25 protein-coding genes and 1 tRNA gene are annotated in these 23,923 nt (G+C 38.5%); 9 read left to right on the top strand and 17 right to left on the bottom strand.

Annotated elements, in window-relative coordinates:
- Positions 1-60: 60 nt before the first annotated feature.
- Both HMPREF9706_RS03610 and HMPREF9706_RS03615 read right to left on the bottom strand, forming a co-directional pair.
- Positions 61-465, bottom strand: coding sequence for a cytidine deaminase (locus HMPREF9706_RS03610; protein ID WP_006908024.1), 405 nt, complete (start codon positions 463-465; stop codon positions 61-63).
- A gap of 15 nt (positions 466-480) precedes the next feature.
- A complete protein-coding gene (locus tag HMPREF9706_RS03615; protein WP_006908025.1) occupies positions 481-732 on the bottom strand; it encodes a hypothetical protein in 252 nt (83 codons plus the stop codon).
- A 121-nt stretch (positions 733-853) separates the two neighbouring features.
- Here HMPREF9706_RS03615 and HMPREF9706_RS03620 point away from each other — a divergent pair, with 121 nt between their 5' ends.
- Complete coding sequence (locus HMPREF9706_RS03620) at positions 854-1,681, top strand: DUF368 domain-containing protein (protein WP_006908026.1); 828 nt, start codon at positions 854-856, stop codon at positions 1,679-1,681.
- Positions 1,682-1,760: 79 nt separating this feature from the next.
- Positions 1,761-3,181, top strand: a protein-coding gene (locus HMPREF9706_RS08915) for an IS3 family transposase (RefSeq protein ID WP_155949072.1) whose coding sequence is annotated in 2 segments (ribosomal slippage) — positions 1,761-2,328 and positions 2,328-3,181 — 1,422 coding nt in all. Because the reading frame shifts where the segments join, the coding sequence is not laid out codon by codon here.
- A 104-nt stretch (positions 3,182-3,285) separates the two neighbouring features.
- Here HMPREF9706_RS08915 and HMPREF9706_RS03635 read toward each other — a convergent pair.
- The 9 genes from HMPREF9706_RS03635 to HMPREF9706_RS03675 all read right to left on the bottom strand — a co-directional run bounded on the left by HMPREF9706_RS03635 (position 3,286) and on the right by HMPREF9706_RS03675 (position 12,228).
- Positions 3,286-3,396: an LPXTG cell wall anchor domain-containing protein gene (locus HMPREF9706_RS03635; RefSeq protein WP_006908029.1), complete on the bottom strand. Its 111-nt coding sequence runs from the start codon at positions 3,394-3,396 to the stop codon at positions 3,286-3,288.
- A 97-nt stretch (positions 3,397-3,493) separates the two neighbouring features.
- Positions 3,494-4,432: an ATP-binding cassette domain-containing protein gene (locus HMPREF9706_RS03640; RefSeq protein ID WP_006908030.1), complete on the bottom strand. Its 939-nt coding sequence runs from the start codon at positions 4,430-4,432 to the stop codon at positions 3,494-3,496.
- A complete protein-coding gene (locus HMPREF9706_RS03645) occupies positions 4,422-5,510 on the bottom strand; it encodes an ABC transporter ATP-binding protein (RefSeq protein ID WP_006908031.1) in 1,089 nt (362 codons plus the stop codon). The genes HMPREF9706_RS03640 and HMPREF9706_RS03645 overlap by 11 nt, the downstream gene beginning before the upstream one ends.
- Positions 5,511-5,522: 12 nt before the next feature.
- Positions 5,523-6,482: an oligopeptide ABC transporter permease OppC gene (gene oppC, locus HMPREF9706_RS03650; protein WP_006908032.1), complete on the bottom strand. Its 960-nt coding sequence runs from the start codon at positions 6,480-6,482 to the stop codon at positions 5,523-5,525.
- The gene (locus tag HMPREF9706_RS03655; protein WP_006908033.1) at positions 6,482-7,975 is read right to left on the bottom strand and encodes an ABC transporter permease; all 1,494 of its coding nucleotides are present in this window, start codon (positions 7,973-7,975) and stop codon (positions 6,482-6,484) included. Before HMPREF9706_RS03655 ends, oppC begins: the two co-directional genes overlap by 1 nt.
- Before the next feature lie 70 nt (positions 7,976-8,045).
- Positions 8,046-10,166 (bottom strand): peptide ABC transporter substrate-binding protein, encoded by a 2,121-nt coding sequence (locus tag HMPREF9706_RS03660; RefSeq protein WP_006908034.1) that lies wholly within the window; start codon positions 10,164-10,166, stop codon positions 8,046-8,048.
- Positions 10,167-10,672: 506 nt separating this feature from the next.
- On the bottom strand, positions 10,673-10,993 hold the full coding sequence (locus tag HMPREF9706_RS03665; protein ID WP_006908035.1) for a branched-chain amino acid transporter permease: 321 nt from the start codon (positions 10,991-10,993) through the stop codon (positions 10,673-10,675).
- Complete coding sequence (locus HMPREF9706_RS03670) at positions 10,986-11,681, bottom strand: AzlC family ABC transporter permease (RefSeq protein WP_006908036.1); 696 nt, start codon at positions 11,679-11,681, stop codon at positions 10,986-10,988. The genes HMPREF9706_RS03665 and HMPREF9706_RS03670 overlap by 8 nt, the downstream gene beginning before the upstream one ends.
- Positions 11,682-11,757: 76 nt before the next feature.
- Complete coding sequence (locus HMPREF9706_RS03675; RefSeq protein WP_006908037.1) at positions 11,758-12,228, bottom strand: HAD family hydrolase; 471 nt, start codon at positions 12,226-12,228, stop codon at positions 11,758-11,760.
- Positions 12,229-12,515: 287 nt separating this feature from the next.
- Here HMPREF9706_RS03675 and HMPREF9706_RS03680 point away from each other — a divergent pair, with 287 nt between their 5' ends.
- Positions 12,516-13,121: a TVP38/TMEM64 family protein gene (locus HMPREF9706_RS03680; protein WP_006908038.1), complete on the top strand. Its 606-nt coding sequence runs from the start codon at positions 12,516-12,518 to the stop codon at positions 13,119-13,121.
- A 169-nt stretch (positions 13,122-13,290) separates the two neighbouring features.
- Entirely contained in the window at positions 13,291-13,437 is a 147-nt protein-coding gene (locus HMPREF9706_RS09210) for a hypothetical protein (protein ID WP_006908039.1), read from the top strand.
- 32 nt (positions 13,438-13,469) lie between these two features.
- Here HMPREF9706_RS09210 and HMPREF9706_RS03685 read toward each other — a convergent pair whose 3' ends face one another.
- Complete coding sequence (locus tag HMPREF9706_RS03685; RefSeq protein WP_006908040.1) at positions 13,470-13,841, bottom strand: ArsC/Spx/MgsR family protein; 372 nt, start codon at positions 13,839-13,841, stop codon at positions 13,470-13,472.
- Between the two features lie 182 nt (positions 13,842-14,023).
- Here HMPREF9706_RS03685 and HMPREF9706_RS03690 point away from each other — a divergent pair, with 182 nt between their 5' ends.
- The 4 genes from HMPREF9706_RS03690 (at position 14,024) to HMPREF9706_RS03705 (ending at position 17,943) form a co-directional block, all read left to right on the top strand.
- Positions 14,024-15,094, top strand: a complete 1,071-nt coding sequence (locus HMPREF9706_RS03690; protein ID WP_006908041.1) for a galactose ABC transporter substrate-binding protein — start codon at positions 14,024-14,026, stop codon at positions 15,092-15,094.
- Positions 15,095-15,170: 76 nt separating this feature from the next.
- A complete protein-coding gene (locus tag HMPREF9706_RS03695) occupies positions 15,171-16,682 on the top strand; it encodes a sugar ABC transporter ATP-binding protein (protein ID WP_006908042.1) in 1,512 nt (503 codons plus the stop codon).
- A gap of 13 nt (positions 16,683-16,695) precedes the next feature.
- Positions 16,696-17,718 carry an ABC transporter permease subunit gene (locus tag HMPREF9706_RS03700; protein WP_006908043.1) on the top strand — a complete coding sequence of 341 codons (1,023 nt, stop codon included), beginning with the start codon at positions 16,696-16,698 and terminating at the stop codon, positions 17,716-17,718.
- Between the two features lie 152 nt (positions 17,719-17,870).
- Positions 17,871-17,943 (top strand) — tRNA-Ala (locus HMPREF9706_RS03705).
- Positions 17,944-18,144: 201 nt separating this feature from the next.
- On the opposite strand, the gene HMPREF9706_RS03710 is transcribed toward HMPREF9706_RS03705, so the two are convergent.
- From HMPREF9706_RS03710 to HMPREF9706_RS03730, 5 genes are read right to left on the bottom strand one after another with little or no spacing between them, the layout of a single operon-like run.
- Positions 18,145-19,122 carry a uroporphyrinogen decarboxylase family protein gene (locus tag HMPREF9706_RS03710; RefSeq protein WP_006908044.1) on the bottom strand — a complete coding sequence of 326 codons (978 nt, stop codon included), beginning with the start codon at positions 19,120-19,122 and terminating at the stop codon, positions 18,145-18,147.
- Positions 19,122-20,198: a uroporphyrinogen decarboxylase family protein gene (locus HMPREF9706_RS03715; RefSeq protein ID WP_006908045.1), complete on the bottom strand. Its 1,077-nt coding sequence runs from the start codon at positions 20,196-20,198 to the stop codon at positions 19,122-19,124. The genes HMPREF9706_RS03710 and HMPREF9706_RS03715 overlap by 1 nt, the downstream gene beginning before the upstream one ends.
- Entirely contained in the window at positions 20,191-21,240 is a 1,050-nt protein-coding gene (locus tag HMPREF9706_RS03720) for a uroporphyrinogen decarboxylase family protein (RefSeq protein ID WP_006908046.1), read from the bottom strand. The genes HMPREF9706_RS03715 and HMPREF9706_RS03720 overlap by 8 nt, the downstream gene beginning before the upstream one ends.
- On the bottom strand, positions 21,237-21,932 hold the full coding sequence (locus HMPREF9706_RS03725) for a uroporphyrinogen decarboxylase/cobalamine-independent methonine synthase family protein (RefSeq protein WP_006908047.1): 696 nt from the start codon (positions 21,930-21,932) through the stop codon (positions 21,237-21,239). The genes HMPREF9706_RS03720 and HMPREF9706_RS03725 overlap by 4 nt, the downstream gene beginning before the upstream one ends.
- Positions 21,933-21,952: 20 nt before the next feature.
- A complete protein-coding gene (locus HMPREF9706_RS03730) occupies positions 21,953-22,609 on the bottom strand; it encodes a cobalamin B12-binding domain-containing protein (protein WP_006908048.1) in 657 nt (218 codons plus the stop codon).
- 140 nt (positions 22,610-22,749) lie between these two features.
- On the opposite strand from HMPREF9706_RS03730, the gene HMPREF9706_RS03735 reads away from it, so the two are divergent.
- Entirely contained in the window at positions 22,750-23,874 is a 1,125-nt protein-coding gene (locus HMPREF9706_RS03735; RefSeq protein WP_006908049.1) for an ATP-NAD kinase family protein, read from the top strand.
- The last annotated feature ends 49 nt before the right edge of the window (positions 23,875-23,923 follow it).

Consider the following 23,923-nt stretch of genomic DNA (forward strand, 5'->3'; position numbering starts at 1 on the left):
GTACTCCCCCTTATCTGCCTCCAATTTACCAAAGACAGTTATAAAAATCAAAAGATAGGCTTAGTTCATTTGGGTAAACGAATAGGGTGCTAAGTCTAAAAGTTTCAATCGTTTAATTTGTCCATCATTGCGAGTTAAAAAGACTGGCGTTTCCGGATCAGCCCATTCCACCAGTACTTGTCTGCATATGCTGCAAGGAGGAAGAAAGTCTTCGGTTGCACCTGTAACAGCAATCGCTTTAATAAATCCTGGACGATATCCTAAGGAAGCGGCTGTGAATAGTGCTGAGCGTTCAGCACAGTTTGTGGCTCCAAATGAAACATTCTCAACATTCACACCTGTAAAAATTTTTCCATCTTGGCTTAATAAGGCACACCCCACTGGAAAATGTGAATAGGGGCAATAAGCATGTTGTCGTACATTTCTGGCCGCATCAACTAAAGCTTCAATCTGATTCTGATCCAATCCATCTCCTCCTTACTATAGGTCGCTTAATTCCTCTAAGTCAAAAATAAACTGCTCTCCCAACTTAAGAACCGGGACTCCAGCCTGATGGGCTGCTTTAATGGGAAGAAAGGCCTCCTTTTGATCCCTTAAAGCTAAAAACTCTTTTAGATTTTTCATAGACGCCATAATATTGACCGAATCATAATCGATATTTTGTGCTTTTAACACCTCCACAAAGGGCAGTGTATCAGGACACTTATCTGAATAATAAAGAATTGCTTTCATCAAAAAACCTCCTCCTAATCTAACTCTATTATACCTCAAAGTAAGACCAATCTTCTAATACTTGATCTCTGTTATTAAAAGCCTTAAACTGTAGGCTAGAATTAATGAAAGGCAGATGACGATGAATACAATAAAAGATTGGTTATGGCGTTTTGTCAAAGGAATGTTTATCGGCTCCGGTTTTATTCTTCCAGGCGTCTCAGGTGGTGCTTTAGCAGCAATTTTTGGAATATACAAACAACTCATTGGTTTTTTAGCAAATCTCACAAAAAACTTTTGGTCTAATATTCGTTTTTTTATGCCAGTGGGTCTTGGTGCCCTGTTTGGAATTATCATACTTTCCTTTGGGGTTAGTCATGTTCTTGAACACTATACAACCATTGTAATGTGGTTCTTTGTTGGCTGTATTCTAGGCATGCTACCTTCTTTATGGAAAGAGGCTGGACAAGAAGGCAGAAATTCGAGCGATTGGGTCATGTTATTCCTATCAACCGGTGCCGCTACCATCCTTCTATCCTTCGGCGAACATTTATTTAACGGGCAAGTTCAAGCCTCCTTTACTTCCTGGATGGTTTGTGGAGCACTAATCAGTCTTGGCGTTCTAGTTCCCGGACTCAGCCCTTCAAACTTTATTCTTTATATGGGATTATATAAGACAATGGCGGATGGATTCAAACGCGTAGACCTTGGGGTTATCACCCCGATTGCGATTGGCGGATTACTAACGATCTTACTATTATCCAAACTCATTGAAAAAATATTTAAAAATCACTACGCTAAATTTTTTCATTTTGTATTTGGAGTAGTTCTTGCTTCTACGATTATGATCATCCCTACAAATTACCAAGGCTTCTCATTCTTTCAATACCTTAGCTGTTTTTTATCACTGGCAGGAGGCAGCCTACTAGGATGGTGGATGGCCCAATTAGAAGCGAAATATAAACATTAATAAAAGGCTCTCCCAGTCAAATGTACCGACCCCCAAAAGTTAGACCAAAAAATCTAACGATTGGGAGGTCGGTATTTTTATGGCAAAATATAGTTTTGAATTTAAGAAGAAAGTTGTTTTAGAATATTTGGATGGTAAAGGGGGAACACACTATCTTTCTAAAAAATATGGATTGGGTTCTAACTCACAGCTACGTAAATGGATCAATACATACAAGGCTTTGGGAGATAAAGGATTAATGCGTTCTCGTAAACGAACAAACTATTCTTTCGAGAAAAAGCTTTCTGTTGTAGAATTATATCTATCAAGTGAAATTTCGTATCAAGAATTGGCGATTCAAGAAGGTATAACCAACCCCAGTATGATTAGTAATTGGGTTAACCGTTTTCGCGTTGCCGGTCCTGATGCTTTGAGACCACGCAAGAAAGGTCGAAAGAAAAAAATGGATAAATCTAAGATAGACATTAAGGCTCTGGAAGTTGAAGAAAGAACAGTGGATATAAGTGCAGAACATGTTAAAAAATTAGAGGATGAACTGCTTAAGCTAAGAATTGAGAATGCCTTTTTAAAAGAACTGAGGAGGCTGCGTTTAGAGGACGAGGAAAAAATGAGAGAACGGCACTCGTCATCAACGACCTCCGAAGAGAATTCAAACTAAAAGACCTTCTCTCTTATATAGGTATGCCTAAGGAAACCTATATGTATTGGCGAAAACGAATTAATCGAGAAAATCCTGATAAAGAAATCGAGGAAAAGATACTAGAAATTCGAGAACGTCATAAGGATTATGGCTATCGTCGAATGTTAGGAGAATTAAGAAACCAAGGCTATCGCATTAATAAAAAGAAAGTTCAACGTATAATGCAGAAGCTAGGATTACAAGTTACATCCTTCACCCGCAAGAGTCGCAAGTATCGTTCTTACAAAGGGAAAATTGGAAAAGTTGCACCTAATCGCATAAAGAGACGGTTTAACACACACATCCCCCATCAGAAGATTACAACAGATACTACGGAGTTTAAGTACTATGAGGTGGATTCTAAAGGACATATGACCATGCACAAGCTTTATTTGGATCCATTTATGGATATGTGCAATGGAGAAATCCTAAGCTATGGAATTGATAAACAACCTTCAGCTAAGAACGTCATGGATGCCTTAGAAGAGGCTATGGCAATAACTTCTGATTGCCCATATCGAAGAACGTTTCATTCTGATCAAGGATGGGCATATCAGATGAAGGCATACACTCATCGCCTTAAAGAAAACCAGATTTTCCAAAGTATGTCACGCAAAGGAAACTGTCATGATAACTCTGTTATGGAAAACTTCTTTGGTATCCTTAAGCAAGAAATCTATTATGGTGTACTTTACTATAGTTATGAAGAATTAAAGACAGAAATTGAACGATACATTAAGTATTATAACGAGCAAAGGATAAAAGAAAAACTAGGATGGATGAGTCCCGTGCAATACAGGCTTAGCCTCTTGGTTGCATAAAAAATTGCGTAACAGCTTGTGATAGCTGTTACGCAATAAAGTCTAACATTTGGGGGTCACATCAAAAATGATTTGACTGGGAGAGCTCTTCTATTTATTGCGGTTTAATGTTTTCCATTTTTGTCTTTTAAAATTAAAGCGATCCCTGCCACAAGAACAATAAGTCCAATTACAACTAGTGACCAAGTTACAGCTTCACCCGTTTGAGGTAGCATTAAATCAACTCCTCTCTATTCAGCCCTCTTAAATCAACTTATATAAAAGAGGTCGCAACATTTTGTCACAACCCCTCATTTGTTCTATCAATCGATATTAATGATATTTTTCCTTATACATCGCAAACTCTTCATCATTACAATAAATAAAGTGGCCTGGAAGAACTTCTCTGACACTCGGTTTATCGGTTTCATAATGATGTTGATTTGGATCATAAACCTTCAGCTTAACTTTTCTTGCCAAGATGGGATCCGGAATTGGAACGGCGGACAATAACGCTTGGGTATATGGATGCATTGGATTCTTAAATAATTCTTCAGTTTCAGCAACTTCCAAAATGCGTCCATTACGAATAACCGCAATCCGATCAGAAATATAACGTACTACGGATAAATCGTGAGCAATAAAGATATAGGTTAGACCTTGTTCACGTTGGAATTTACGGAGCAAATTCAATACTTGTGCCCGTACGGATACGTCCAATGAAGAGATTGGCTCATCGGCAATGACCAAGTCTGGCTGCATGATTAATGCTCGAGCAATCCCAATCCGTTGACGTTGACCACCTGAGAATTCATGAGGATAACGATACATATGTTCAGGTAATAGTCCGACTTCTTTAATCATTTCCTCAACTTTTTGAACCCGGTCTTCTTCATTCTTAAACAGATTAAAGTTATATAGTCCTTCAGAAATGATATAATCGACTGTTGCCCGATCGTTCAAGGAAGCAGAAGGATCTTGAAAGACCATCTGAATTTCTGAAATTAATTGGTGTTTTTCGCTTTCACTTAATTTTTTATTAATCTGTTTGCCCTTAAAAAATATTTGACCACCCGACGTTTTATTAATTCCGTTAATCGCCCGAGCAATTGTCGTTTTACCTGACCCGGACTCTCCTACCAAGGAAAATGTTTCTCCCTTAAACACTTGGAAAGTAGCATCTTGAACAGCCACGAAACGATTGCGACCTTCACCAAAGCTAATCTCTAAGTCTTTAACATCAACCAAAACTTCTCGATTATTATTCGTCATGGTCAGTCTCCTCTCTTAAAGCCGCATCCGTTCCATGTACAGCTTCTAATTTATGATGGAGATTATGAATAATCTCTGGTTTTTCACATTCAGGAGCTCTCGGATCGAGTAGCCAAGTCTTGGCATAATGACCCTCTGAAACCTTAAACATCGGTGGCTCTACTTCGTAGTCCACTTGCATCGCATAAGGACTTCGTGGAGCAAAGGCGTCACCATGAATGGTCGTATACAATGAAGGAGGGGTACCCGCAATGGAATATAAATCTTCTTCACTATTGGATAATTGAGGCAGTGAAGATAGAAGTGCCCATGTATAGGGATGTCTTGGATCATAGAAAATATCTTCAACACTTCCCGTTTCAATAATTTGTCCAGCGTACATTACAGCAACCCGATCAGCGATCTGAGCGACCACCCCTAAGTCATGCGTGATAAAGATAATCGTAAACTCATACTCTTTTTGTAGGTCTTTTAATAAGCGTAGAATTTGTGCTTGAATGGTCACATCCAATGCGGTCGTCGGTTCATCACAAATTAATACCCGTGGACGACAAGCAAGGGCAATCGCGATAACAATTCTTTGCCGCATCCCACCAGAATATTCAAATGGATAATCATTAAATCGTTTTTCAGGATTGCGTATTCCAACACGATCCATCAAATCTATGGCGATCTTCTTCGCTTCCGAAGCAGACACCTTTCGGTGTTTAGTAATGACTTCAGTGATTTGGGAACCGATCGTACGAACAGGGTTCAAAGAAGTCATCGGATCTTGAAAGATCGTCGATAATTCTTTCCCACGGTATTTTAACCATTGTCGGTTACTGGTTAAGTTCTGTAATTCTTCACCGCGATAAATGATCGTACCTTGGGGAATATAACCATTCGATTCAAGCATCCCAGTAAATGTTTTGGTCAAAACAGACTTACCTGAACCGGACTCTCCTACTAAGGCTAGAACTTCCCCTTCATAAAGATCTAAATCAATCCCACGAATGGCTGTCAACTCAGTATTACGAACTTTAAACTTTACGACTAAGTCTCTTACTTCTAAAATTTTATTTTTTTCTTCAGTCATGGAATCCACCTCCTAAATATGGTTCTTAGGATCGGTCGCATCTGCCAAGGCTTGTCCCACTATATAAAGTGAAATAGTGATAATCGCCAAGACTGCAACTGGAATCCAGAATAGATAGGGCTTTGATGACAAGTTTGTTGAATACTTCTTAATCAGTCCCCCTAAGGACACTACATCTGCCGATAAACCAACCCCAATAAAGGAAAGGAAAGTTTCTGTCGAAATAAATCCAGGCAAAGCACGAGTAACATCTGTTACGATAATAGATGTAAGATACGGCATAATATTTTTAACAATCATTCGTGAGGATGGGGTTCCCAAAGTTCTGGATGCCATATTATACTCACGGTCCCGTTGAATCATCACTTGAACACGAATAAAATAAGCCGTAAATATCCAAGAAGTTACCGTCATTGCAAAGAGCAAGTTCCAAAAACCATTACCCATTGAATAGGCTAAAATGATCACAATGAGCAAAGTCGGAATATTAGCAAAAATATTATAAACTTCCAACATGATTCGGTCGATTTTGGGTGATAACCCCCAGAAAGCGCCTACCGTAACCCCAACAACAGTCGTCACAAGTACGGCCAAGAAGGAAATCGATAGAGAGGTCTTGGCTCCTGACCAAGTAGCATCAAATAAGGATTGCCCATTAGCATCTGTACCAAACCAGTGAGTCATATTAGGCTCAATATAACGTGCAGACATATCATTGATATTAGTGGTGTCCATTGGATCATAGCCTGAAATTAAAGGTTGAATAAAGGACATTAAGAGAATAATGATCATTAGTATCATAAAAAAGATCGCCACTTTATTTTTACCAAAGGTTCTCCAAACACTTTCCCAATAGGAATACTTCGGTGCATCAATGACTTCTGCTTCTTTAAAGTTTGTTTCAACAAACTTAAATGAATTGTCATTGGCTTGCGCTTGAGCATTTTTTACTTCTTCAATTGAATTTACCATTATTTATCCTCCTTCACATCTAAGCGAATTCGTGGATCGACAATTGTCATCACGATATCTCCTAGGAATACAGAGAAGACACCTAGAACGGCGAAAATAAAGATCAATCCAACAGCGATTGGGTTGTTATGAGCCAGAATCGCATCAGGAAGCATCTTACCCATACCAGGAACTGCGAAAACTGTTTCAGTAATCGTTGCCCCAGCAATCGTAAAGATAATAGCTCCAGGAATCCCATTAACAATTGGAATAAAGGCATTCTTAAAGATGTGTCTACTTGAAATTTCTGACTCACTAAGCCCCTTTGCCCGAGCAAATTTAACATAATCAGAGGATTGTTGATCTACCATATAACGACGAACCCAAATGACAGTGTTCCCTACAGCTAATAATCCAAGAACAATCGTTGGCATGATATAGGATTTGATATTACCTGCACCTAAGGTTGGGAAAAGATCAGGTAGTCCGAACCAATTCGATCCAATATATCGGAAGAAGAAAATAAAGGCAACCGATGGTACTGAAATCAAGACCATAACAATAATGGTACCCAAACGGTCAATCGCACCATTCTTAAAACGAGCCATTAATGACGCCATTGGAATAGCAATGAGATAAGTAATAAAGACCCCTACAATCCCCATTCTGAAGGATATCCCCATCATAGAAGGATCGCTGTTCACTTTTTCAGCACCAGCATAATTATTATCAAAAATTCGTTTTTCTGTCGGAGAAATTTCTGAAGTGGGTTTATAATAGCGCGTATATGGATTAATGGACGCCTTATAGATGGATCCATCCTCCAAAGTGATTTCTTGAGTAACAGGGCGTCCTTGTTTGTCGGTAATAACATCCACCACATTTTGACCCGCAAAAGTTGGATAGGAAACGCCTAAATTTAACTTCAAGAAATTTTGATGAATAAATGGAAAATCTCCATTGAAATAGATTTGATAATAATATTTAGTTCCTGATCCCGTTAATGCCCAACCAGCCGTCTGGTCATGAGTAATACGATAGCCGCGTTTCATATCCGGATTTTCTGGATCTTTTATTCGCCAAGGATGGTCAATATCAAATAAGTTTTTGTAGAAGTTAAGCACTCGAGTTCCAATTGAAATATCATTCACCGCAAAATAAGCTTTAGAAATCGGCAATTGATCCACTTTCCATTCAGGATTTTTCTTTGCCCATTCATCCACGATTGCTTGGTTAGCTTCTGAACCTTCATTTTTAAACTCTGGATGGTCTTCTTGAACCGCTTCTTGAAACTCTTTTTGGCTTAAGTAATGATGATAACCCATGCGTTCAAAGGCTGTGTTCTCATAATCTAAAAGTCGATCTGGCTGAGACTTTAACTTGGTATATGCTGGGTCATCCGTAAAAATAGCCTTTCTTGGGACTAATGTATAGACTGCTAGGAAAACTAAGGTCGTTACCATAAATATGGAAAAAAGTGACCGAAGAATTCGATTAAAAAAATATTTCCCCATGTGAATCCTCCTATAATAAATGAAAAAGGCCAATTTCTCAGCCTTTTTCATCTAAGATTTTTAAAGTGTCCTATTCAGCTTTTTCTTCTGTTTTAGCTGTTTCTTCAGACGCTTCTTCTGTGTCAGTTTTTTCAGATTCTTTTTCTTCTTTAGAAGCTTCTTCGCTGTCTTCTTTGGATTCTTCAGATGCTTCAGATTCATCTTCTTTAGATTCAGCTTTTTCTTCAGAGCTTCCGCTTGAAGTGGTATTTAATTTAGATTTCCATTCTTCTAAAGCTTTTTCCCATTGTTCATAAGTAACAATGTCTTTTTGAACTTTCAAGAATTTCATACGGCCCATAGGTCCAGCATAAGGGAATGGTCCAGAGAATGGTACAATCTTAGTTACACGAAGGTTACCACCACCGGCTCTTACAGGGATGGCAAAGGCTGCATCCGTTAACCAAGCTTGAGCTTCAGCAAACTTATCAAAACGTTTTGTTTGATCCTCTGTAATACCATTAGCCTCGTCGACTAATTTACCATAATCCCAAAGACCAGCTTTTTCACGGGCTTCTGCTTGAGGATCATCTTGACCATCTACTAATAATGGATTAAATCCAATTGGGATTAAGAAAGTACCATTTTCTGGATGATAGATATCCAAGAAGGTAGATGGATCTAAGTAGTCAGGAATCCAACCTGATTCGTTCGTAAAGTCATAATCAACTTCTTCTGCAACTGTTGCATTGAAAGTAGCTGCAAGATAAGAGTCTAAGTTCAATAGCACTGGGTTTACAACAACATCTTCACCAAATACCTCTTCATAGCAGGCTTTTAGTGATTTAGCCATGTTCACAAAGTTAGCATTGGTTTCATTAACTGGTAAGTCTAATTGAATTGGGAATTGAACACCTTCAGCTTCTAATTCTTCTTTAGCTTCTGCCATCAATTTTTGAGCTTTTTCTTTGTTGAAGAAGCCGTCTTGACCATCTTCTAGACTTACATCACCATATAATTCTGGGTCCATTTCTTGTAAGTGACGTAATACTGCTTCGCCGAATGTCTCTTGATCTAAGTTAACATAAGCAGGTGGAACCAAGGTATTACGAACAACATTAGCCGCAAATTCGGCCCCTTGTTGTTGAGATAGATAAGTAACACGGTCAAAACCAAACATTAAAGCTTGACGGAACTTCTTATTTAAGATGGCTTTATGAGTTGCTTCTTGTTGAGCATCATCGGTCTTACCAGTTGCTTCGTGCTTCATCCGGTCTAGATTGAACTGAAGCATGAATGTTGAACCTTGAATTTGAGAAGCGGTGATTTTTCCATCATATTTTTCTTTGATTTCATCATAGATTGGTAAGGTTGGATCTACACCAAAGAAAGATACAGCACCATCTTCAAATAGACGGTAGAATACTTCACTATCCGAACCATCATTGTATGTAAAGGACACTGTGTCTAGGAAGACATTATCTGGATCCCAATAGTTAGGGTTCTTGGTATACTCAATAATTGATTTAGCAGTAAAGTTTGATAGTAAGAATGGTCCATTATATAGAATCGAATCTGGTGATAAAGAACCAAAGCTTTCACCGGCTGAATCTAGGAATTCTTGATTAATCGGATATAAAATACCATAGGTTGTTTTAGAGTTAAAGTATGGTTCTGGTCTGGTCAAAGTATATTGCAATGTATAATCATCCACTGCTTTAACCCCTACTTCAGCAAAGTCAGTGATCTTACCATTAACATAATCATCTAAACCAGCAATCGAATTTTGAACGATTGGTAACATTTCAGATTGAGCATCTGCTGCGTGTTGTAGTCCGGTCACAAAGTCGTGAGCTGTTACTTCGCCCCATTCATTACCATTGTTATCTGACCATTTAACACCTTGACGAATCTTATAAGTATAAGTCAATCCATCTTCTGAAACTTCGTGTGATTCAGCTACCGCAGGAATATAATTCCCATATTGGTCATTTTCATACAAACCATCAATAAAGTTGATTGCATGTTGAGTATTGATATCACGCATTGAGAATGTATAGTCGAGAGTGGTTGGGTCAACCGCATAGGTTGCCTTATATTCTGGAACTAACTCTGGTTCTTGAGCAAAAGAAGTAGCGAGTGGCGCTACAGCGGACCCTACAGTTAGGGCTGCAACAAATGTAACAAAAACTTTTTTAAGTTGCTTCTTCATTATTTTCATTCCTCCTTAATTAATCTATCAACAACGAACTATTTAATTTCTCCCTCCACTTCTGCGATTGGTAATGATAGTGTAACAGAAACTGAAAACGCTGTCAACTTTATCTAAAAAATATATTTTATTACTCTCATTTACTTTTATAAAGCTAAGTCTAATGAGCTAAAAGAAAATGAAATGATAACGTTTTAGTTTCGTTATTGTTATAATACACAAAAAAGAAAACTATTTCCATAGTTTTAAATTAGATTAAGATTATAAAATAGCGCTTTCTGAAATCTTTTCATGCCTTTTATTTAGATTTACTCTATTTTTTGTCTAGAATTAAGCTTATTAGTAAATGTAAAAAACGGCTATAACTAAACAGTTGTAGCCGTCTTTATCATTAAATGAATCTATTTAATTAATTTGTATAAGTTGAAGATCTATTAACCAAGTATCTGTCAATAATACTATTATTCTAATAATTATCAAAAATTAATGATCTAAATTGAATTAACTTAAGCCAGAATGGTTTGGATGAGGATCATATAAATAACTGTCCCACCTAGAATTGAAAGGATCGTCGAATGTTTCCATTTATGCAGCAAGATCACACTGATTGACGCCAGCAACACGGCTAAGCCTTGATAAGAAACAAACTGAATATCTTTAATCGAGTAAACAAATAAAATAGCCATGATCGCATAGGGAAAAACTTGGCCTAGATAAATTACCCAAAGTGGTGTCTTCTTCTTAAAAACAATAAAGGGAGCAAAACGAATTCCCGCTGTGACGACTCCCATGATCAAAACTAAAATAAAGGCATGCCAACTAAACATATTCTGGTCGACCTCCTCTACGTTTATTCTCATACAATAAGACACCTACTGCCGATATCATCGCTGGTAGTAGAAAATTACTAGGTCCAAGAATCAGCATATAAACAATCGAAAAAGCAAAACCGAGTAAAGCTGGAATATGATTAGTCGTCGACTCCCAGTGATTAATCACAATGACTAAGAACAAAGCTGTTAGCGCAAAATCAATTCCTTCCGTCGAAAATGGCATTAAATCCCCCACCACATGTCCAACGATCGAACCAATAATCCATGCGCCATAGTCAAATAGGCTAGTAAGTAGATAGTAGTCTTCCGCTTCGACTCCCGGAGGGAAATCATCTGTACAATTAATAGAGAAAGTCTCGTCCGATAGACAAAATATCAAAATAAAACGTCGCCAGCCCTTACTTTTGTATCGATTAAGTTGGCTAATCCCATAGAAAAGCAAACGAAAATTAACCATCAAAGTGAGTAAAGCAGTCGAAACAAAACCTGCTCCTGTTGATAAAAGTACTGGAGCCATAAATTGCATAGAACCTGAATAAACGACTACTGCAATGAATACAGACCACATCCAGTTATAGCCCTTCGCCTGCATCATAATTCCTACTCCTAAGCCTAGGGCAATATAAGAAACCATAATTGGTAAACTCGCCTTAAAGGCATGAGCGATGGTTTTTTTGTTCATAGTTACTCTCCTCAAAGTTCCTCTATAAGTTACATTCGAAATATTTAATCTAAACCATTAGATATAACTGATCAGTTTACGCACGTAGGCTTGCACGAAGACGGTCTTCTTTTAATAGTAGATCCAATCCATCTAAAATCGACTTCACCACTAAATCAGCATGTAAAAGGCACTGGCTATATAAGCCTTCCTCCTCCATAACAGCGATTGATAACATTGCAGCTTGAATCATCAATAAATCATTGTAGCCATTGCCCATACACACACAGCGGTCTTGACCTAATTGTGAGATTAATTTCAATTTTTCCTTAGCTGCTGCTTGTGACTCAAAGGTATGAATTTGAACAGGAATATCTTGGCAAGCCTGACGAACATTCCCATGGGTATCTGCGGTTGCAATGTAAAGCTTAATATGTTTGGAAAGCGCAATAAGTCGCTCCTTAACTCCTTCAATCAATTGACCGTCAATAGCGACCGTCCCATTAAAATCTAAAACAAGGTAGTTCAATTCGATCGTATCTCTACCTGGTATTTGATAAATTAACATGGAAGCCCCCCTTTAAGATCAGTATACCCTATTTAATCTCTATCATAACCCTAAGTCAATCGTGATAGCAACCGCTTCCCTTGCTTTTTAATAATTCTCATCTTATTTTGATTTTGAACGGTTTACTGAAGAATTTACAATCATTTAGCTCCTTTAATTGATTGTTAGGCCGATATTTAAGAAGATTTCTCATTTCTGTGTGGAAATGTGTGGTTTTTTTGTGACTTTTAGCTAAAATAATTGCCAGTTTGAGCCCTTCTGTTATTATAGAAGAAAGAGGTGATGGTATGACAACAAATAGAGAGAAAAAAATCCAAACCCTGATGAACTGGTTAAATGTCATTGGCATCCTTTTAACCCTAGTCATAGTTATTTATGGCTTCAAAAGTGGCCTCTTTCTTGATAAAGATAAAATGTTGGCCTACATCAATCAGCTTGGCATATGGGGGCCCATCGTTTTCATGCTGATTCAAGTAGCACAAACAGTAATTCCTATTATGCCGGGTGCAATAACCATTCCTATCGGAATCCTTGCTTTTGGTCCTATTTGGGGAATGGTTTATAACCTTCTACCTATTTATTTAGGATCTGTCATTAACTTTTGGATTTCTCGTATCTATGGTCGTCCCACTGTCCGAGCCATTATCGGTAAGAAATCCTATGATCATATGCTGGATCTCTTTGAACGCAGAAATATCGGCAAAGTTATTTTCTCACTATTAATGTTTGCTCCCTTTGCACCAGCAGACCTATTATGCTATGGAGCAGGCTTAACTAATATGTCCAGCAGTTATTTTAATTGGACCCTATTATTTGGAAAGCCTATATCGCTCGCTTGCTATGCCTATGGCACCACCTATTTACTCGACTTTTTAATGAATCTCTTTAAATAAGTTCTGACGACTTTTTAAAAGCCAACTAAGATTGATGAGAGTAAATTAAGCAATTAAGATCCCTTCCTCATGATATCCCCTCAAAACTCTTACTCCTTTTTCAAGATCAACTGCTTGAATCATGTTAAAATACAATCAATGAGCAATAACACTGATTAGGGGGATAAAGATGACAGCATTCGACTTATTACTAAAAACCAAACGCAATAATAGCAATGTTTTCAAAGAAAACTGGAATGGTCTCTACCATAAAGATGACCAATTCACTTATTCTGAAGCGACACTCATTGTTCCCAAGAAAAAAGTTCGTAAATAAAGAAGATAGGTTGGCTATCCTTAGCCAACCTGTTATTTTTTTTGATCAAATTCCCAGATACGACTTAAGTCTTTTAAAGACGTCCCAGTAGATGCTTGCTTGCCATCCGTTAAAAATGGTCGTTTAATCAACATACCTTCTCGATGCAATAAATCAAACAGTTCATCCGCTGTCATTTGATCGACCTTATCCTTCAATCCAATGGACCGATAAAGTTGACCAGACGTATTTAGTAACTTGCGTGGTTGTTCACCCATCGAATGAAAGGCTATCCTTAATTCTTTAACACTAGGTGTTTCTTGATGAATGTCCTTAATATCCGTTAGTTCAAAGCCGTGTTCCTTCATTAACTTAGCAATCTTTTGAGTGCTGGAGCAATGGTCAATTCCATATATCTTAATCATTAGGTCCCTCCATCTTATTGTATAGTTGTATTATAATTTAAACTCCCTCTAATAGCTATTTTTTATATGTCTCTATTATAAAGATATAGATCAATCTATTAGCTAAAAATTTTAAGTTACTATTGACATTTTTGTAAAGGCTTTCTATAATATAATCATCAAAACAAACAGGAGGTATTTGCATGAAAAAAATCTTCAAATTTGCCGCTGTCGCTCTAATTTTACTCTCTTCCTTGGTAAGCTTAGGTAGAATCACTCCGGTTCACGCAGAAGGTCAAACCTATGAAATTGGGGTTGCCATCTATCAATATAATGACAACTTTATGACCCTTTTCCGGAATGAACTCGAAAAATATTTTAAGGAACTCGGTGAAAAAGACGGTAATACTTATAATCTTGAGTTCCAAGATGGTAAGAATGACCAAGCAACGCAAACTGAACAATTGAATAATTTTATTGCTCAAGGGAAAGACTTGTTAATTGCTAACCTTGTCGATCCAACAGGAGCTGACCAAATCGTTCTCTCTGCACAAAGTGCGGATATCCCCGTTGTCTTAATTAACCGTGAACCTTCCATCGAAACCATGGAACTATGGCCAGGTAAAACAACTTATGTCGGTGTAGATGCTCGTCAATCTGGTGTTTATCAAGGAGAAATTATTGCTGACTTAGAAAATCATGGAGATGTTAACGGAGATGGCGTCGTTAAATATATCATGATTCAAGGGGATGCTGGAAACGTCGATGCTGAGCAACGGACCAAATATTCCGTTGAGACTTTAGACAAAACCATAAAGACAGAAATTCTCGGCGAACCTCAACGAGGTAATTGGGACCAAGCTAAGGGTCAAGAAATCGCTGCTAACGCTTTAAGTCAATATGGCGATGATCTAGAAGTTATTTTCTCCAATAATGACGGCATGGCTCTAGGTGCTATCCAAGCTATCAATGGGGCTGGTCGAACAGTCAATAAAGATATCTATATTGTTGGGGTTGATGCTTTACCAGAAGTCGTTGAATTGATCAGTAAAGGCGAATTTACAGGAACTGTCCTAAACGACCACTTCAACCAATCACATACAGCTGCTGAAATTGCTGTTAAATTACTTCAAGGTGAAGAAGTAGCTCCTTACTACTGGCACGACTATGTCAAAGCAACCAAAGCAGAAGATGCAGAATTAAAACGCTTAGACTATCGCGAAGAAACAATTGATCAATACAAAGAACGCCTTAAAACAACCTATGGCGAATAAACAAGTTTAAGTAAACAAAATCGGCTTCTTTTCCTAAAAGAGAAGAAGCCCTTTTTAATGTAAAGGAAGTGATAAAATGAACGAAGCTCCTCTGCTTGAAATGAAAGAAATTGATAAGTTATTTCCAGGAGTTAAAGCCCTTAACAAAGCTCAGCTAACCATTAAAAGAGGGACTGTTCACGCACTGATGGGAGAAAATGGTGCTGGAAAATCTACACTCATGAAATGCCTATATGGCATCTATCATCGGGATAGCGGGCAAGTACTTTATGATGGGGAAGAAATAAATTTTTCAACGCCTAAAGAAGCGTTAGACCATGGAATTGCTATGATCCATCAAGAATTACAACCCATACCAGACATGACGATTGCAGAAAATATCTTCTTAGGCGATTATCCTAAAAAAGGCCTTCTAGTTGATCACCACCGAATGAATGAAGAAACGCAAAAATACCTCGATATGATTCAACTCAAGGTATCACCTAAGACCCGTCTAGGGGATCTTACGATTTCACAACAACAGTCTGTCGAAATCGCCAAAGCTATCTCTCATGATGCCAAGATTCTAATTATGGATGAACCCACATCTTCACTCACAGAATCCGAAGTACGTAATTTATTCCGAATTATTCGTCAACTCAAAGAAAAAGGTTTAGGTATTATTTATATTTCTCATAAAATGGATGAAATTCTTGAAATATCTGACGAAATTACGATTATGCGGGATGGCCAATATGTTGGAACCTATGATTCTAAGAATATAACCATTCATGAAATTATTAAAAATATGGTCGGTCGTGAGCTAACCCAACAGTTTCCTTCTAAAAACTTTAAACCAAGTGAAGAGGTTATTCTAAAAGTTGAAAATTATACTTCTATTAGTGATAAGTCCTTCAAAGACTGCAATTTTGAACTTCACAAAGGAGAAATCCTTGGAGTCGCAGGTCTAGTTGGTGCCCAACGATCGGAATTAATGGAAGCACTCTTTGGCTTACGCCAGGTACAAGAGAATGGAAAAATTTTTGTACACGGTAAAAAAATTAGTATTCGTAATCCCAAAGAAGCCATTAAAAACGGTTTTGCTTTCGTCACAGAAGATCGTCGCAAAACTGGTATTTTCGGTGTCTTATCTATATCAGATAACACTGCAATTGCTTCGCTACGACAATATCTTAGAAAAATTGGCCTTTTAAGTGAACGTGATATTAAAAAAGTCGTTGATCAAGGTGTTCAATCAATGAAAATTAAGACCCCTTCAGCCTTAACTCGCATCGAGAATTTATCTGGTGGTAATCAACAAAAGGTGATCCTCGCTCGTTGGTTAGCTACGAATCCTGAGATTTTTATTATGGATGAACCAACCCGAGGGATCGATGTAGGTGCTAAGTATGAAATTTACGAAATAATTAACCGTCTTGCGAGTCAAGGAAAGTCCATTATTCTAATTTCCTCAGAGATGAGCGAAATCCTGGGGCTTTCAGATCGAATCATGGTCATGTGTGAAGGAAAGATTTCTGGCTACTTAACGAAAGAAGAAGCCGATCAAGAAAAAGTCATGGATTTAGCCACTAAATTCATCCAAAAATAAAGGAGGAGACCCTATGACTGAAAAAGTTAAAAATGTCATCAAACCTAAACGAAGTTTTATGGATTGGATGATCGAAAATGCCTTAATAATGGTAATTATTTTGATGGTCATCTATACTGCTTATTCAGCTAATAACTTTTTAAGCTTTCATAATTTAAAAAATATTCTTGCTAATGTTTCTGTTCGTTTCATCATCGCGCTAGGTATTTCAGGTCCTCTTATTACACGTGGGACCGACCTATCTGCTGGGCGGATTGTTGGGATAACAGCCGTTGTCACTGCTGTTTTCTTACAAAGACCCGATGCTAGCTCAGGAATTATGTATCCTGCCATTGCTGGTTCTCCCATTATTGTGGCTCTTTTAGCTGCTTTAGCAGTAGGACTTTTCTTTGGTTGCATCAATGGTTTAGTAATTTCCAAACTTTATGTTCCACCCTTTATTGCAACCCTGGGAACTCAAATTGCTATTTATGGTTTAAATATGGTTCTCTCAAAGAATGCTCCGATTGGTTCTTTAAATCAGAACTTCACTAAATTTGGTGCCTTAGGATTCCGTGTTGGTGAGATACAAATACCCTATCTTACCTTTATTGCTCTCGCCATGGGTATTTTCATGTACATACTCTATCGCTACACAGTTTATGGCAAACAGATGTATGCTATCGGGGGTAATGAATTAGCAGCCGAAGTATCCGGTGTGAATACTAGTCGATCTAAATTAACGATCTACTGCCTTGCAGGGTTGTTATATGCCTTAGCAGGCTTTCTATTAACCGCGAAAACGGGTTCTGCTGCAGTCACCGCAGGTACTGGTTACGAGCTTGAAGCCATTGCTGCTGCTACCATCGGTGGTGTATCAACTGCAGGTGGGGTTGGATCTGTAACTGGTATACTAATTGGGGTTCTCGTCTTTGAACTCTTAAAAACCTGCTTACAATTCCTAGGAATTACGCCAGAAATGACGAATGTTTTCCAAGGGATTGTCATAGTTGCTGCCGTTGCCTTGGATATTCGTAAGACCATGCGTAAAAAATAAGGCGATACACCAGCAATATCAGACTCAAACTAAATTAACCCCTAAGCTTCATAAAAGAGGTTTAGGGGTTCTCTTAATTATATACATCAATATTAATTTATTAGGCTTCCTTTATTAAGAATAATATGATATTCTATATATGTTGTTCCTAAGGGGGCTTAGCTCAGCTGGGAGAGCGCATCGCTGGCAGCGATGAGGTCAGGGGTTCGAGCCCCCTAGTCTCCATATAATAACTTTTAAGGCTTTCTATCATGTGTTAAACCTTGATAGAAAGCCTTTTATATGTTTTTGATTTTCCCAATAAACCCTAGTGGTTGATTAATTGGCATTCATTTTGGCATTCAAAAATGCTTAGTAGCTTTCAATAAGCTACTAAGCATTGCTATTATACTTGCATGTAAATAGACTTAAACTACTGCTAATACATTACAATAATAAAGCGCGGCCGGCTTCCATAAAGGCTTGAACATTCGCTTTAGGGGTGGCATAAGGTACACCACAACCAGACCTTAGAATAAATCCTTTAGGTGAGTCCCCTGCTTTTTCATAACAATTGCGAACTGCTTGGGCGACCTGTTCAGGATTCCCTTGCAATAACACTTTAACCGGATCCACATTTCCCATCAAGATAACCCGATCACCTACTTGTTCTTTGGCAAACGCTAAATCTACCACTTGATCCAGTGACAAAGCTGCTACCCCTGTATCAGCCATTAAAGAAAGTTCCTTGGACGTATCTCCACAGATGTGAAGCGCCACATCCCTGGTGTATTGGTTAATATGCTGAACTAATTCTTTTTCATAAGGCAAGGCGAATTCTTGATAATTTTTTGGTGAAATTAAATCCCCCGATGCCACCGGATCATAAATAAAGTAAGTAAGATTCGGAATATCTGCAAATCGATCGACCATTTTTTTTAGAACTAAGGTAATTTCACCTAAAAGTTGATGAACAAGTTCAGGCTTTTTACGCATACCCTTAAGAATTTCCTCGATAGGCATGACTGACCTCGCTAGAGTTAATGGCCCTGCCAGACCATAGTTTAAGCACACTTCCTGCCCAATTTCAGCATTTATCATTTCTAATGCTTGATGATTAACTTGTTGCTGGCGGTCTAAATCGTACTCATAGACACTCCCATCGAAAAGACTCACATCTTTTAGCTTATGCATAAGCCGTGCGGAGTTCAATTTCAAAGAAACATACATTACATTAACTTCATCCACTCCAAAACTACGGTACATATTGATCTCACGTCTAGCCAAGGTTTCAGGATCCTTATAAGACAAGATATAAGGTAAACCCATTATTTGAGCAGCAAACTGAGGATGAAATAAGGTTAAAGGAGGATGGTCCAATTCTCTACCTGCCAAAAAAGCTGCTTTACGTTCTAATGGTGTCATTAATGGCCTCCTCTAAATAATTTATCGGCAGCAAGGGTCGCTTGTTTTATGGACTCATCCATAAACACATCCACCTGTTCAATCGGTGTAGCGTATGGAACTTGACAACCTGAACGAATCATGTACCCAGCCGGACTATCATAAGCCGCTAGAAAATTATCACGAACCGCCTGACGCATTGCCTGCTCGTCGCCCTGTAAAAAGACCTTAACTGGGTCTACATTCCCTATAATTGTCACACGATCACCAATCTTCTCCTTAGCCAGAGCCAGGTCGACTTCCTGATCCAAAGAAAACCCATCAATCCCTGACTCCGCAATTAACTCTAGAGAATGACTGGTATTCCCGCAAATATGCATTCCCACCCAGTGGTCATGTGGCAAAGCCTTGATGTAGTCAACTACCTGCTTAGAATAAGGCACAACAAAATCCCGATAAATTTTGGGGCTGATTAAAGATCCTGAAGCCACTGGGTCATATAAGAAATAGTTCAATTCCTTTAAATCCGCCACTTGATCAATTATTTGTTTGATAGAGTCTACGGTAAATTGCAATAACTTATGTAAATTTTCAGGATCCTTGCGGGTAGCACGGAGCATCTGATCGGCAGCTAAAACACCCGATGCTAATGTAAACGGCGCTGAAATTGAGTAGGTTGGAATCACCTGATCCCCTAACTGATCCAATAATATCTCTAAAGCTCCTCGATTCGTTCTTTGAGCCACATCTCTACGAAAGCTAGTCCGCTCTAGATCGAGTTGATCAACCTGATCAGCCTTCTTTAATGCTGCTTCTTCTAATGCAGCTGGTGCATCGTGAGGGGACTGAATCTTAGAACGGTGACGAATCGCAAAGTTTATCGAAGTATAGGACACCGATACCCCATCTACCCCAAAGCGATTATAAACTGCGATCTCTTTAGCCGCAGCTTTTTCTGGGGAATTAAACCCTTCTCGATAAGACATACCTGCAATTTTTGTTGCGTAACCTTCATGTGAAAAAGTAATAGGTAATCGATCTACTTCTAAGCCTGATTTTAGGGCCATTTGTCTTTCTTTTGGTGTCATCTTATCCATGTTGACGCATCCTTTCTGCCCCTGTTAACGCAGCTTCCATATAGGCTGAAACATTTACCTCAGGTGTCCCATAAGGAACCGAGCATCCAGGTGCAATAATAAATGGTGTATTCGTCTGTTGCATCTGTTCAAAGCATTCTTCAACCGCCTGTCTTACCTGGTCAGGAGTTCCTCTAAAAAAGCATTCAATCGGATTGACATGACCAGCGATGATTAACTGATTACCTGCTAACTCCGCAGCATCCAGTAAAGACACCTTTTGATCAATTGAAAAAATATCTACCCCAGCTTCGATAATGTAAGGAATATTTTTAAGGGCATTACCACAGATATGAAGCGTAACCGTCTGTCCTAGTTGATGGATTTTATCAACCAAGCGTTTCAAATAAGGTAGGGTAAACTCTTTATACTGACGTGGGGAAATTAAATCCCCGGAAGAAACAGGATCCGTTATCGAAAAGCCTAACTCAGGATTTGCCGCCGCCATCTCTTCAATCAATCTTTCTAAAGCTAACGTTGTTTGATCTAATAATGAATGAACCTGTTCTTTATTCTTGCGCGTCGCTTTCAATAGTTTTTCTGGAGCATAGATAGAAGACGCTGCCGTTAAAGGCCCCGTCAATTCATAGTCCACCACCGCCTGATCATTAATACCCTTCTGAATGGCTTCAATCGCTTTTAAATGCATCTGAATAAAATCTGTTCGCTCCAAAGATAGTAGCGAAAAATCAAGTTGATCGATTTGATCAATCGCTTCTAAAGGGAATACCTCTACCGTTGGAGAGGTTTCTTCATGAAAATCCAATTGAGCACCTAAAGCTCGCCCCATTGATTGCAGACCAAAATTAACCGAGATATTATCACAATGATACCGATTAAAACATTCGATCTCCTTTTTAGCAATACCTTCTGAAGAAGCTTCAGAAGCACGATAACTTTGATTTGTAATCTTAGCCCCATAAGTTCCATGGAACAAATAGACCGGCATCCGATCGATCGGTTTTTTCTCAAATAAAGCAATTCGTCTTTGCTTTGGATTCATTCAATCACTACTCTCTTTATTATTGTTAATTCAGTGATACGGCTTTGACAAACAATTTGACCTCGGTGTTTCAACAATTCCGTGACTAAAGCCCCTTCAAATCGGAAACATTCTTTTTCCGCAATCAGATCACAAGCTTCCAAACCTTCTAACAGTTTAGCATGCAAGTGGAGGCAAGCATTAAAATCACCCATAAGAAAAGCTTGTAAAACGGCTAAATTGACCGGAGCATATTGGTTTTTAAATCGTTTAGGCCCAACTAATTCGACCACAAAGGTTGGATCTGCATAAGAGATCACTGCGACCTGTCGTTGATCAAGTTCACGTAAAAGAAATTGCCACCATTCAAGATATTCCTGAGGAAAAGGCTGCTTCATCATTTGACGAAAAGCCTTAGGCTTAACTACCTCATAAAAAACCGTCAAAGGACTTGTCACATTAAATACGATCGGTCCTTGTAGTTGACTCACTGCTTCAAGTAAAACTTGACTATTATCGATCTGCCGACGGAATTTATTAAACTCCAGCATGTGATCAAAAGGTAAAGTATAATAATGACGTTGATAATACGCCTGATATTTATTAGCCATAGCGATTACATTCGCAACGGAATCATAGACCCCTTTCTGATCAAAGACTTGGGGATAAGTAATATCCAAAGGCGATACTAGCGCCTCCTTATCATCATACATGGTAATTTCCCTTTATTAGACTAGGACTGGTGTCCTAAAATTTGCTTAGCAACAATGACTGCTTCATTAGCATCCTTAGAGTAAGCATCCGCGCCAATCTCATCTGCATATGAAGCCGTCACTGCACCGCCTCCGATCATTACTTTAAAACGATCTCTCAGTCCCTGATCCTTTAATAAATCGATCAAGTTTTTCATTTCAGTCATTGTCGTTGTCATCAATGCAGACAAAGCAATAATATCAGCATCCACTTCAACTGCTTTATCAATAATTTCTTGTGAGGGGGTATCTCGACCTAAATCAATAATCTCAAAGCCTCCTACTTCAAGCATCGTAGCCACTAGATTCTTACCAATATCATGTGTGTCACCTTTAACCGTTGAAATAACTATTTTCCCTAAGCTTGAACCTTCTTTCTTTTGGTCCATCAATAAGGGCTCAAAAACTTCCATGGCATTATTCATGGCATCCGCCGAAATCAAGACGTCTGTCACATAATATTCCTCTTCTGCAAAGAGTTGCCCTACCTCGGTCATTCCATCGACTAAGGCATCGACACCTTCATTGACATCGTAGCCTCCTTCGACATATTCCTTAGCGGTTTCAATAATATCGTCATCTTCCATTTCGACAACGAATTCTTTTAATTCTTCTAATAATTCTTTTTGATCACGCATCAAATCCCTCCTTTTTCTAACGTATCTATTATAACAAGTTCCCTATAGACCATCAATTCAAGTTAACTCGTTACATTTTAATACAAGCATAATTATATAGCTTGTGGTAAACTATTATTGTATTAGAAAGGGGTTTTATCATGAAAAAAATTGGTCTATTAATCAATCCAGTAGCTGGAATGGGTGGCAAAGTCGGTCTTAAAGGTACCGATGGACGCGATGTTCTCGAAGAAGCACGTAAACGAGGAGCTCGCCCTGAAAGTCCGCTTAAAGCTGGAAAAGCTTTAGAAAAATTTCTTACTATCAAAGACCAGGTTATCTTCTATACAGCCGCTGGTGATATGGGTGAAAATCAACTAGAAAATTTGGGCTTAAACTATGAGGTCATTCACCATTATCAAGGAGACAGCCAACCCGAAGATTCTTATCAAACACTGGAACAATTTAAAAAATTAGATCTTGATTTAATACTATTTTCTGGTGGAGATGGAACTGCCCGAGACGTCACAAAATATATTGAATTCACGATTCCAGCTATCGGTATCCCTGCTGGTGTAAAAATCCATTCCGGTGTCTATGCCAAAACACCCGAAGCAGCTGGCGAACTCGCACTCGCTTATTTAAAAGAAGGTAGCTTACCTCTTAAAGAAGAGGAAGTCATTGATATTGAAGAGAATGCCTTCCGTCGTGATGAGATTGTAATTGCTGTTTACGGCTATTTAAAAGTCCCTTATGATGATAGCCACTTACAAAGCACTAAATCTCCCACACCTCAATCCGACGAAGGCGCTCAAACTTCCGCAGCCCTACAATTTATCGATCTTATGAAGGACGACGTTCTATATATTATCGGATCCGGTTCAACATGCTACCGCATTCTGGAAGAATTAAACTTGGACGGAACCATGTTAGGCGTGGATCTTGTCCAGAATAAAAAATTGATTGCTCGTGATGTCAATGAGCAAGAAATGGTAGATGCCATTCATAAAGCAGATCAAGTTCATCTTGTTGTCACACCGATGGGGGGACAAGGCTATCTATTCGGTCGAGGCAATCAACAATTATCCAATAAAGTATTGGAGTTATTAAGTAAAGATCAAATTACCATTCTATCAACCGTTGGCAAGCTAAATTCCATTCAAGGTAAGCCTCTAATCGTCTACACCGGCGATCCCAAGGTTGATCAACAAATTTCAGGTTATTACCGGATCATTATTGGTTACGAACAATACCGTATGTATAAGGTTCAGCCTGCTAATGACTAATTCCCCTCAAAAACAGCCACCTAGTAGCAGGTGGCTGTTTTATATATGC

The sequence above is a fragment of the Facklamia hominis CCUG 36813 genome (assembly GCF_000301035.1).
Classification (GTDB): domain Bacteria; phylum Bacillota; class Bacilli; order Lactobacillales; family Aerococcaceae; genus Facklamia; species Facklamia hominis.